Below are 11,774 nucleotides of genomic sequence, written 5' to 3'. Positions count from 1 at the left end.
CACTACAGTTTTATAATAAATTTTTATTCTGGTTCTGCTACAAAACTAACTATTACCAATAATCTATAGCTTAAACCACAATATATAATGTTATTTTCATTTTTATTTATAATACATTGAACACAAAAACTTACACTAATAATTATACTTTAAATTTACTGTAGTGGATATATGGAAATGACCTACATTTACCATGTAGGTCACTTAATTAGATGTTATTCTCATTTCCATTTTCAGGTGTAGCAGCTTTATTCTCTGAAAAGTCCTTTTTAACATTGTCAACAGTATTTGCTACTTTATCAAAAACACTGTTTACCCCTGTACAATCTCCATTTTTACCTTGAAACTTAACTCTATGACCTGTAAAGAAAGCACTTAATACTCCTATAACAGTTAAATATGGTGCAATAATTGTAATGATAACTGCTGCTGTTACTGGCATACTGAAAATTGTATTTTCTCTCTTTCTTATTATGAAAGATGTATTGTTTCCCTTCTTCACAAGAGCTTTAAATTTATCCCATAAAGATGGTCTTTCTTCATATTGAGCGCTAGTTTTAAATTTCTTTTCTCTTTCTAAATATACTAAAGCTTCAACTATATCATCATTACACATTTCTAATGCAGCTTTTGCATCCTCATAACTCACATTTGCTCTTCTTCTTACCTCATCAATATTTTCTAACCTTACTGTCATTTTTTTATTCCTCCTAATATTTTATTGGTTTCTCTCAACCTTATATTCTTATTATAGAGGGGCAAGATTAAGGTAAAATTAATGAAAGATTAGAATTGGATTAGAAAATTTAAAAGTCTGCTGAAAAACTAAAAGCTTTTTAATAAGCTAAATCCAGTAGTAAGCAAAAATATAGCTTTTCTACTGGATTTTTAACCTTTTAATTTAGTTGTGAAAACCTCTTATTTATTACTTATTTGAAAAACCTTCAGGATTATTGCCTATTTCCTTGCACATATTTAATAATACGTTACAGGTGTTTAGCAAATTCTCCTTCTTAATTTTATCTATAGTATCCCTATCTGTATGATAATTAGTATCAGGACCGTACTCAAAATATGCTGTAGGTATCCCTACAGACTCAAAAGGAACATGATCGCTATTTTCTTGTTCAGTTCTCTCATTTTTGTAGTTGAACTTATTCATACAGCTTACTGCTAAATCAGCAGGTAAGGACTTAGTTTCTTTCTTCATTGTGTGTACTTCTAAAGTATCTCCTACTCCAACCATATCAAGATTTATCATAGCTACAATGTTTTTCTTCTCTTCTGAGCTTAAGGTTTGTACATAATTTGATGAACCTACTAGTCCAATTTCTTCAGCTCCAAAGGCAATAAACTTAACATCACAATTTAGTTTTTCCTTAGCTAAAACCTTTGCTGCTTCCATCACTGTGGCTATTCCAGAAGCATTGTCATTTGCTGCTGGGGTATCAACTCCATCATAATGTGCCCCAACTACAATATGCTTGCCATTGCTTCCTTTTTTAGATTTCATAGTTGCAATTATATTTGTAGAGGAAGCTTCCTTATAATCACACTCAACCTTCAACGTAGCTTTCAGGGATTTTCCTTCCTCGAGCTGTTTCACAAGCTTTTCAGCCTCAGATTTTTTTATGGACACTGCCGGTATATTTGATACTTCTACTAAAGTAGCTGATATAAATTCATCCTTGTCAGGATCATAGAATATAGCTCCCACAGCACCTTTTCTAAATGCTCTTTCTACCTTAACACGGAAATAATCTCCTCCACGTTTCATAAGTACAAGTTTGCCCTTAACCTTGGCATTTTCCATATCATTATCGCTTCCCATGCCTGCATAGACAATTTCTCCTGTGATTCCTTCTTTTGGGGTACCTTTAGTAAATTGCAAAAACTTGGAGTCAATTTTCAGGTCTTCACTGTCACCAATGCTAAGTTCAGTGCTCTTGCATTTGTATGCATTAACTGGAAAGCTTTGTTCTTTTACCTCAAAGCCTAAATCTTCAAATTGTTTTTTTATATACTGTGCCGTGGTTCCCTCACCATCAAAGCCTGTAATTCTTGCATCGTCTGTAGCTGAAAATTTCTCGATGGTGCTGTAAATATTATCCACTGATATTTTCTTTGTGAAATCTGTAAACTTAATGGTACTAACATTAACCACATCCTGTGACTTGCTTTCCGCATTTCCATTGCAAGCTGTAAATGATAAAGTATAAAGAAGTGCACAAGCTATAGCAACAAGTTTTTTACCCTTTTTCATTTTATCCCTCCTTTAAATAATTACTTTATTATCCTATTCCATTTACATAATAAGCATGATATATTAACTTCTAGCCATATTCCTAGTTGTAATTAATTGACTTATTTTTTTGCCTTAGCAACTATACACCCTTGAAAACCCCTTCTTCCTCCCCATTTTACTAAGTTTTGTATTGTGTGCTGTAACTAATTCAATACATGTATTCTACACTCCACCCCCTTATACCTTTATTTGTATACCATGTTAATTTTTGTAAACGAGTTAATTTTCTAATCTACTAAAATTCTAAAAATTTATCTTTAAACATATGCATAATAAAACCCATATGCAGGGTTGCATATGGGTAAAACTAATTTTATAAATTGTTTAGATTATCAGCTTCAACTAAATCGTAGTTTCTCATCTCTAGTGCTGTTTTTGCATCCTTATAACTTACATTAGCTCTTCTACTTACCTCATCAATATTTTCTAATTTTACTGTGATCCAACATTACTTATTATTTTCAGAAAAACCTTCAGGATTTTTACTTATTTCCTTACACATATTTAATAGTACGTTACAGGTGTTTAGCAAATTCTCCTTCTTAATTTTATCTACAGTATCCCTATCTGTATGGTAATTATTATCAGTACCATAGGCAAAACATGCTGCTGGTATTCCTACAGATTGAAAAGATGAATGGTCACTGTTTGGTTGTTCAGTTCTCTCATTTTTTAAGCTGAACTTATTCATACAGCTTACCGCTAAATCAGCTGGTAAGGATTTAACCCCTTCATCCATTGTGTGAACCATTAATGTATCCCCTACTCCAACCATATCAAGATTTAGCATAGCAGCAATATTATCTTTCTCCTCTGAGCTTAAAGATTCAACATAATACTTGGAACCAACGAGTCCAATTTCCTCTGCTCCAAAAGCAATAAACTTAACATCACAATCAAGGTTTTCTTTAGATAAAACCTTTGCTGCTTCTAGTACTGTAGCTATTCCAGAGGCATTATCATTTGCTGCTGGGGTGTCAACTCCATCATAATGTGCCCCAACTACAATATGTTTACCCTTGCTTTCTTTTTTAGATTTCATAGTTGCAATTATATTTGTAGAGGAAGCTTCCTTAAATTCACTATCAACCTTTAAAGTGACTTTTAGTGAATTTCCTTCCTCAAGCTGCTTCACAAGCTTTTCAGCCTCAGGTTTTCTTATAGCCACAGCTGGCATATTGGAAAGTTGTCCTAAAGTGGCTGATATGAAATCCTCATTTGCAGGATCATAAAAAATTGCTCCCACAGCGCCTTTTTTAAATGCTCTTTCCACCTTTATTTTAAAATAATCTTCCCCTCGTTTCATAAGCACAAGCTTGCCTTTAAGATCTTTATTTTCCAAATCAGCATGACTTCCCATACCTACATCAACAAGTTCTGCAGTGACACCTTCCTTAGGGGTACCTTTAGTAAACTGTAAAGACTTGGAGTCAATTTTTTCATTTTCACCAATGCTAAGTTCAGTACTATTACATAAGTATGAAGTTATTGGAAAGCTTTGTTCCGTTACCTCAAATCCCATTTCCTGAAATTGCTTTTTTATATACTGTGCTGTGTTTTTTTCTCCATCGAAGCCTGTAACCCTTGCATTATCCGTAGCTGAAAACTTTTCAATTGTGCTGTAAATATTCTCTGCTGAGATTTTTTCTTTGAAGTCAGTAAAAGTGATGGTATCAAAATTAACCACAGCCTCAGAACTGTTTTTATTATCTTTCCCCTTACAAGCTGTAAATGATAAAGTAAAAAATAAAGCACATGCTATAGCAACAAGTTTTTTACTCCTTTTCATTTTACCCCTCCCCAAAATAATTACTTTATTATACTATTCTATTTACATACTACATTTTATATATTAATTTTTAGACATATCTCTAGTTGTATTTTACTCATTTATTCCCCGCTTAGTAACTTGCCCCATTAATCCCTCCTTGTTTCTATCATTTATTAAGCCTTGTTTTTTTCCTTTTATAGTGAATTCATTAGTTTATTTTATATATTCTACATTTCTTAAGTGTATTCCTTTATATGTACTAAATGTTACATATTGTAAACAAATTGATTTTCCATATAAAGTTCCTATTCTATTTCTAACCAATTTACCACCCTATCCTTCTGAAACCCTAATCCCATAGCAAGCTTCATTGAATTTTCATTACTTTCTTCTATGTGCACAAAAGGTATTTCTTGTGCATTTTTAATTTTTTTTATTAAGTCTAAAGTTACTGCTTTTGCATATCCATTTTTCCTATGTTCAGGCAAAACATGTAAAAAGCCTATTGCTCCATCATCCTGTGTCATTCCCCAAGCTACCGGATTTCCCTTTATACGTACACAGGAACTTATTCCGTTTGTTATGCGCTCCTTTATATAATCAGTGGACAAGAACTCCTTGTAATCAGAGTTATCATAGATAAACTTACTATCTTCTAATGTCAAATTCTCAGTTTTACATGTAGATTTAGGCAAATCCGCGTCCCGTGTCAGTACTAATCTAGTAGTTGATAATTTCCATTTTATTTTAGCTCCATCTGTCAAAATAGGGAGCATCCAATCCTCAATTATAGCGAAACACTTATCTTCTTTTGTTAATTTATTTTTTATTAGGTGAAGCTCTTTTTTACATTTGCTACTAATATAAATCCATTTTCTATCACTTGTGCCTTTAATAAAAACAGAATCTCCCACTTTCTCAAAATGGTGAATAGGATAACTTTCTATAAAATTAATAATATTTAAATTATCACATTGATTCTTTTTTAAATGCTCTAATATTTCTTTCTTACTGTTCATAAATTTATCCCCCTACTATTACTCCTTACTTTTTAACAGCTCTTATATCTTATAATTATAAAACAAAAGTTTAATTATAGGCATAAAAACGGCTCACATTTTTCATGTGAGCCATTTCAATTAAATAATGAACAATTTCATTGAAAAACTCAGAAGGATAATCCCCCCATAAAAAATGTGGAAATTATCCCTTCAAAATATCCTTAAATATTATTTTCCTGATTAGTTTCTTCTCTATGACTTTTTTCCTCGGTAAAATCCTTTTTAACATTATCAACAGTATTTGCAACCTTGTCAAAAACACTGTTTACTCCTGTGCAATCTCCATTCTTTCCTTGAAACTTTATTCTATGTCCAGTAAAGAAAGCTACTAATAAACCTCCCACAGTTACATACGGAGCAATAACTGTGATAATAGTTGCTCCAGTTACAGGCATACTAAGAACCACATCTTCTTTCTTTTTCACCATAAACTTTGTGTTATTTCCCTTTTTTATAAGTTCTTTAACTTTTGTTCCAAAAGAAGTTTCTTCTCCACAACAAGAATTAGTCTTAAATTTCTTTTGTCTTTCTAAGTATACTAGAGCCTCAACTAAATCATCATTACACATCTCTAATGCTGCTTTTGCATCCTCATAACTCACATTAGCTCTTCTTCTTACCTCATCAATATTTTCTAATCTTACTGTCATTTATAATTCCTCCAAACATTTTTATTGGTTTCTCTCAACCTTATAATCTTATTATAGGGGGATAAGATTAAAGTATAATTAATGAAAGATTAGAATTTGATTAGAAAACTATTCATTTATAATTAATCCTTAAAGCTAGTTTTCTTTTAACTATTGCAAAAAAAAATTTGCTGAATAAATCAACAAACTCAACTTTCAATATTTTTCTATTATATAATATTAAAAAGCACTTAATTACGTGAACATACTATATCTTTTTTATTAATTTCTTTCAAGATACTCTTCAAGACAAATTCCAGCTTTAGTAATTTCTTCTGCAGCCTCTTTCCCCACATATCTGTAGTGCCAAGGCTCATAGCCAATTCCTGTTATATCACTTTTATTGGAAGGGTATCTGAGTATGAAACCATATTTATAGCAATTTTCCATCAACCAAATTTGTTCAGGCGTATTTTCTTGTTTTTTATCTAACTCTTGATAATTTGAGGAAACGATATCTACCGCTAATCCTAACTGATGCTCACTAGTGCCTGGTACGGCTACCCAATTACCTGCCTTTGCCTTTGCTTCTTCTTCTGAGTAACCTTCCTTTTTATATTTTTTTACATCAGTATTATAAAGAGCCACTTGATTTGCATGAGTTCTATAAGATGCACAAATATATGGTGATAAGTTAGCTGCCCTGGCATCATTCATCATTTGCTGTAAATCTGCATAAACACGCTCATCGATAGCATGTCCACCTGCTATTTTAACTAGATTAACAGTAAAGTCATCTGGTATTTCATTATTTTTATTAACAAGCATCAAATTCCATTGTTCCTGATTTTGCTTATTCTTTGCCTTTAACTTGGCTGAAATTTCATTTACTAAGGCTTGACTATCTGTTATATCCTTATTACTACCAGGTATAGTGGAATCAGAATGGCTACTGTTATATATAAGTTTGTCGCCTTTACTTGGTTTTATTGTTTCTCTTCCACCAATGAGAATTATGCTACATAATACAACCACAAAACTAAGTTTAATCATGTTGTCTATATTTTTATTTTTTTCACTGAATTGTTTTCCTTGACCAAATTGTTCTTCACTCACTGCATAATCCCCCTCTCTAAAAACATATTCCTATATACCAATTATATTACAAATATTATTCCCAAAACAGGCTACAACACCTATCTATTCATTAATTTACTATTAAGTGTTGTTAAAATTATATTGCTCATCTGTAACACATCATACTATATTTTATAGTTAATATGCAATAACACAATTACACATAATTTCAATTATTTATATACATTTAAAACTGAACTTTAAACTTTCATAAAATAAACCATATTAAATTATTTTCATTTGTTTGTTTAGCTTATTATAGCAGTTTTTGCAATATATTAACCATTATTAGCAATATCAACTGACTTTATTTAGGATACACTATCAATATAATATATTAGACTGAAATCTATACCAAATTGTTTATTAACATTTGGGCATCTTCAAAAAATAATTAAGTCAGTATGCTTGTCTATTTTGAGTTATACTGCGTCACAAGAACCCTTAGATAGCTCTGCTATCTGCGGAACCTAGTTCCTTGTCTAACTCAAAATATTCTTCACATCTTTGACTTATTATTTATTTTCAGATACCTTATTGAAGTCCCTAAAATTTATTGAGGTTCCTTAAATTTAATCTGTTTTTTAGGTTGAATTTCTAATTTGTTTACCTAAAAAACTTATGGAAACTAAGTCCCCAGGTGTAATCTAATAAACTTTGACTTTTGTTTCCTATAAATGGAACTAACTTTATTATATATTTCTGAAATTATTAAAATTCTGGAGGTAAAGATATGAAACTAAACGAGTTATTAAAAAACTTAACTTATGAGGTTGTTCAAGGCAATGACAATATAGAAATTCAAAGCATAGGTTGGGATTCTAGAAGAGTAGATTCAAATTCCTTATTTATATGTGTTAAAAATAAAAATGTTGATAGACATGAATTTGCAGCTTTAGCAATAGAAAAAGGGACTACTGCATTAGTTGTTGAGCATGATATAGAAAATATTCCTGAAGATATTACAGTTATTAAAGTTCCTAACTCTAAAAAAGCGATGGCTAGTATTGCAAGCATTTACTTCGGTGAACCCTCCAAAAAGTTTAATCTTATTGGTGTAACTGGCACTAACGGAAAAACTTCAGTTACTTATTTCGTTTCAAAGGTTTTAGAAAGTGCTGGTAAATTAACAGGAATAATAGGAACAATTGAAAATACAGTTGGTGGCAAGGTTCTCAAAACTGAAAAACTGAACCCCACTACTCCTGACTCCATTGAACTACAAAAGTCCTTTAAAGAAATAGCAGAGGTTGGGGCTTCACATGTGGTTATGGAGGTTACCTCTTCAGCCCTTGATAAGGAGAGAGTGCATCAATGTGAATTTCATATTGGAGCTTTTACAAACCTTACCCAAGATCATCTTGAAGAACATGGCACCATGGAAAATTATAAAAATGCAAAGCTTAAACTCTTTAAGATGTGTAAAAGGGCTTTAATTAATAATGATGAATCAGTTGCTAAAGAAATAAAAGAAATATCAACTGGTGAAGTTTACACCTATGGTATAGAAGAGGCCGCAGACTTCAAAGCTTCTGATATAATTTATGATCTAAATTTTGTAGAATTCACTTTGACCTTTAAAGATAACGTAAAGAGGGTTAGATTTAATATACCTGGTAAGTTTAGTGTGTACAACGCTCTAGCAACTATTGGAATATGCTATCTAGCTGGCTTAGATCTTGATACAATAATTCATGGTTTGAAAAGTATTACAGGGGTTCCTGGAAGAATAGAAAAAGTACCAAATGATAAAGGTATATTAGCTGTGGTTGACTATGCTCACTCTCCTGATAGCCTTGAAAATATAATAAGAGCTATGAGAGAAATTTCTAAAGGGAAAATAATCACAGTATTTGGTTGTGGTGGTAATAGAGACAAAACAAAACGTCCTATAATGGGAGAAATAGCTGGAAACCTTTCTGATTTTGTTGTGATAACTTCAGATAATCCTAGAAAAGAAGATCCATTGACAATTATTAATGAAATTGAACATGGCACTTTAAAAACAACTTGTGATTACTTGAAAATAGAAGATAGAAAAGAGGCTATATTTACTGCCTTAGGTAAGGCTAGTTCAGGGGATGTAGTAATCATCGCGGGAAAAGGCCATGAAACCTATCAAATCCTTGGAGACACTATTATACATTTTGATGATAAAGAAGTTCTTATAGAATATTTCAACAGATAAATACTAAAGGAAGCAACATTTGCTTCCTTTAATTCTCATTAACTTATATTCTAGGCTTTACTTATCTATATAACCTGTATTTGTATTCGCTTCATTATTTAAACTCATCCTTCTATTCTTACCAGTTCTCCTAAATCTTACAAAGATGTACATAGCCATTATAAGCAAAATTCCTGTAGTTAAGATTTCTGTTTCGAACATGCCCCCCGAGCCTGATCCCACACTTCCTTTTACCATTAACCCTATTGCCGTTTCCCCTTTGCTCATTATTATCTCCTGAGTTAAGTTCCAGGTTAAGTGATAACCTATAGCTAGCATCAAAGAATTACTCTTATAAACAACTAAGCAAAGTAAGACTCCTATTATTCCTGCATTAATAAGCCCTACCCAAAATCCCTCACTACCTGAGTATGTTCCAAAATGTAATCCTCCAAATATCACTGAAGAAATTATTAAAGCAATAGTTAATGAATATTTCTTTTCTAACTTTAAAAATATATATCCTCTAAATACAGCTTCTTCTAATAAGGCTACTGCTAGGAAGCCAATTGCCGCTGGTATTGCTATAACAATTGTTCTTCCTAGTTTAGCTGCATTAAAAGTTACTTCACCATATCCAAATATAATAACTAAAACCGGGTACATTGCAGCAAGTACAATACCTAAAATTAATCCCTCTAAAAATAACTTTATACCCCTCTTATCAAAATGAATAAGAAAGGAGCTTAATCCTTCACCACTTATAGCTTTTCTTATAGCTAAAACAATGCCAAAAATTATGAAATTGACAATGGCATTTGCTATACCATCAGCTGCCATACAAATCCCCCCCTAAATCCCCTTAAATTAATAAATAGTAGATATATAGTAAATCAATTTTAGGCCATAACTTGCTTATTGTATGTACCTTAGTTTCCCTAAGGCTTTTGAACATTAATAAAATAAAGTTTCACCATGAAAGCCCGTAGGTGAATACTTTACTTAAATTAAAGTTATATTGTGAAGTTACTTTTCACGGCGCTCCATTGATTATAATAGAGAAACTTTTTACCAAATGATTCCTTTTTCTAAAATATGTTCTAGCAGAGCTTCACACCCCTCTACAATATCTCCATAGGTTTCATGAAAGTTTCCTGTATACCAAGGGTCAGCAATATCTCTTGGATTACTAGAAAAATCAAGTAATCTCCTAATCTTGCCAGCCTTATATTCCCCCACAATACGCTGTGCATTCTTAATATTGTAGCTTTCCATGCAAAGAATATAATCATATTCCTCATAATCCCTCTTAGTAAGTTGAACTGCTGTCCTGCTGTCACAAGGAATTCCAACTTCCCTTAGCTTTTTTCTCGTTCCTGAGTGAACATCATTCCCTATTTCTTCTCTACTAGTAGCTGATGAGGCTATATGGAACTTGTTCAAAAGTTTTTTCTCCTTCACCATGTGGCGAAACACAAATTCAGCCATAGGACTTCTACAAATGTTACCATGACATACAAACATTACTTTTATCATATTTTCCTAAAACTCCTTACTTTAAATTATGAACAAATTCATTTTATTCTACCACTTTTTAAAAAACCTTATTTCATTATATATAGAGTTCTTCTTTTCCTATGTGCTTTAGAGCTTTATTAAATACTTCTGGAAACAACTTAGGATTACTTACTACTTCGTAAACTTTCTCTTTTCCATATATATCATGAATTAATCCCCATATGTTACATCCGAAATAATAATTTCTAGAATGCATAAGTTTTGGAACTTCACTTTTTTCCTGTTCATCAGTATATAAATTCAGCCAATAATTTGATATGATTTCATTTAACTCATCAATATCTTTAATCCTGCCTTCTCTAATAGATCTTATTTGGTTTTTAAAATTATCATACATATGATTAAAATCATTTTCAAAGTATTTCCAAGTAAACTTATCTATTCCTATATTAGCTTCTCCGTCATATATGGAGTTAGTTAATATCCCTTGTCCGTTATTACAATATTTTACTGCTAGTCCTTCAAAGGCAAGAAATAAATATAATTGATCCTCTAGAGATAGGTTTCTCTCATATATTTTCTCAGTAAATTTATTGAAACCTATATGATGTACCTCATGTCCAATATAACTTCTAAATATATTCATATCCACTGCTTTAAAAAAATAAAGTATATCAAAATGCAAGTAGTGTTCGTAAAACCAACCAAAACTATTTCCTATACTAATAGTGAATATAAAATCTAATCTATTAAAATTCACTTGTTTTGGCAACCCATTAAATGTGTACTCAAGACCTTCTTCAAATATATTGACACTAAAGCTATTTAACTTTTCAATTTCTTTCTCATAAAAATCTAAGTTATTAAAAAGATAAGTGTATTGGCCATGATGAATTTTTAATCTTTCATTCTTTATATCTGCGATATCTAAGTGAAAAAAATTCATAAAGTATTCTATAAACTCTTCCTTTTCTATACCACACATGGGTAAACCCTTCTGATTATATCTTTCAAACTCTACTTTGTAATCATCATGGTTTAGTAATTCTTCTAACTCTCGTCTCTGTAATTTTCCTTCTTTGTGCTTTCTGCAAAGCTCTAGCATTTTAGAAACTGTTTCATACCTAATGTTAATCTCCATAAAATCCCCACCCTTTATTTCTACTATTTTTTTAGTTATTGTTCC

Annotated in this window: 10 protein-coding genes; 1 reads left to right on the top strand and 9 read right to left on the bottom strand. The window is 31.5% G+C overall.

Annotation, left to right across the window (positions count from 1 at the left end; translation table 11 throughout):
* Nucleotides 1-208 precede the first annotated feature (208 nt).
* The 6 genes from C661_RS0103150 to C661_RS21205 all read right to left on the bottom strand — a co-directional run bounded on the left by C661_RS0103150 (nt 209) and on the right by C661_RS21205 (nt 6,882).
* Entirely contained in the window at nt 209-697 is a 489-nt protein-coding gene (locus C661_RS0103150; protein ID WP_017413844.1) for a DUF4342 domain-containing protein, read from the bottom strand.
* 228 nt (nt 698-925) lie between these two features.
* Nucleotides 926-2,263, bottom strand: a complete 1,338-nt coding sequence (locus C661_RS0103145; RefSeq protein WP_017413843.1) for a M20/M25/M40 family metallo-hydrolase — start codon at nt 2,261-2,263, stop codon at nt 926-928.
* A 490-nt stretch (nt 2,264-2,753) separates the two neighbouring features.
* On the bottom strand, nt 2,754-4,094 hold the full coding sequence (locus C661_RS0103140; RefSeq protein ID WP_017413842.1) for a M20/M25/M40 family metallo-hydrolase: 1,341 nt from the start codon (nt 4,092-4,094) through the stop codon (nt 2,754-2,756).
* Between the two features lie 287 nt (nt 4,095-4,381).
* Nucleotides 4,382-5,095, bottom strand: a complete 714-nt coding sequence (locus tag C661_RS0103135; protein ID WP_017413841.1) for a GNAT family N-acetyltransferase — start codon at nt 5,093-5,095, stop codon at nt 4,382-4,384.
* Nucleotides 5,096-5,298: 203 nt separating this feature from the next.
* Nucleotides 5,299-5,787 (bottom strand): DUF4342 domain-containing protein, encoded by a 489-nt coding sequence (locus C661_RS0103130; protein WP_017413840.1) that lies wholly within the window; start codon nt 5,785-5,787, stop codon nt 5,299-5,301.
* A 261-nt stretch (nt 5,788-6,048) separates the two neighbouring features.
* Nucleotides 6,049-6,882 (bottom strand): M15 family metallopeptidase, encoded by an 834-nt coding sequence (locus C661_RS21205; RefSeq protein WP_017413839.1) that lies wholly within the window; start codon nt 6,880-6,882, stop codon nt 6,049-6,051.
* Nucleotides 6,883-7,636: 754 nt separating this feature from the next.
* Between C661_RS21205 and C661_RS0103120 the strand changes: the two genes are divergently transcribed.
* Nucleotides 7,637-9,091 (top strand): UDP-N-acetylmuramoyl-L-alanyl-D-glutamate--2,6-diaminopimelate ligase, encoded by a 1,455-nt coding sequence (locus C661_RS0103120; RefSeq protein WP_017413838.1) that lies wholly within the window; start codon nt 7,637-7,639, stop codon nt 9,089-9,091.
* Nucleotides 9,092-9,148: 57 nt separating this feature from the next.
* Here C661_RS0103120 and C661_RS0103115 read toward each other — a convergent pair whose 3' ends face one another.
* The 3 genes from C661_RS0103115 to C661_RS0103105 all read right to left on the bottom strand — a co-directional run bounded on the left by C661_RS0103115 (nt 9,149) and on the right by C661_RS0103105 (nt 11,729).
* Nucleotides 9,149-9,910, bottom strand: coding sequence for a CPBP family intramembrane glutamic endopeptidase (locus C661_RS0103115; protein ID WP_017413837.1), 762 nt, complete (start codon nt 9,908-9,910; stop codon nt 9,149-9,151).
* A 228-nt stretch (nt 9,911-10,138) separates the two neighbouring features.
* Entirely contained in the window at nt 10,139-10,606 is a 468-nt protein-coding gene (locus tag C661_RS0103110) for a low molecular weight protein-tyrosine-phosphatase (protein WP_017413836.1), read from the bottom strand.
* A gap of 76 nt (nt 10,607-10,682) precedes the next feature.
* A complete protein-coding gene (locus C661_RS0103105) occupies nt 10,683-11,729 on the bottom strand; it encodes a DUF5700 domain-containing putative Zn-dependent protease (protein ID WP_017413835.1) in 1,047 nt (348 codons plus the stop codon).
* Nucleotides 11,730-11,774 lie beyond the last annotated feature (45 nt).

The sequence above is a fragment of the Clostridium tunisiense TJ genome, from assembly GCF_000300195.1.
GTDB lineage: Bacteria > Bacillota > Clostridia > Clostridiales > Clostridiaceae > Clostridium_J > Clostridium_J tunisiense.
The sequence above is the reverse complement of the archived record's forward strand: the minus strand, read 5'-3'. Positions and strand labels throughout refer to the sequence as shown.

Bases quoted from the DNA above. Each gene is read 5' to 3' on its own strand.
- C661_RS0103150 (WP_017413844.1), bottom strand. From the start codon at position 697: ATGACAGTAAGGTTAGAAAATATTGATGAGGTAAGAAGAAGAGCAAAT.
- C661_RS0103145 (WP_017413843.1), bottom strand. From the start codon at position 2,263: ATGAAAAAGGGTAAAAAACTTGTTGCTATAGCTTGTGCACTTCTTTAT.
- C661_RS0103140 (WP_017413842.1), bottom strand. From the start codon at position 4,094: ATGAAAAGGAGTAAAAAACTTGTTGCTATAGCATGTGCTTTATTTTTT.
- C661_RS0103135 (WP_017413841.1), bottom strand. From the start codon at position 5,095: ATGAACAGTAAGAAAGAAATATTAGAGCATTTAAAAAAGAATCAATGT.
- C661_RS0103130 (WP_017413840.1), bottom strand. From the start codon at position 5,787: ATGACAGTAAGATTAGAAAATATTGATGAGGTAAGAAGAAGAGCTAAT.
- C661_RS0103120 (WP_017413838.1), top strand. From the start codon at position 7,637: ATGAAACTAAACGAGTTATTAAAAAACTTAACTTATGAGGTTGTTCAA.
- C661_RS0103115 (WP_017413837.1), bottom strand. From the start codon at position 9,910: ATGGCAGCTGATGGTATAGCAAATGCCATTGTCAATTTCATAATTTTT.
- C661_RS0103110 (WP_017413836.1), bottom strand. From the start codon at position 10,606: ATGATAAAAGTAATGTTTGTATGTCATGGTAACATTTGTAGAAGTCCT.
- C661_RS0103105 (WP_017413835.1), bottom strand. From the start codon at position 11,729: ATGGAGATTAACATTAGGTATGAAACAGTTTCTAAAATGCTAGAGCTT.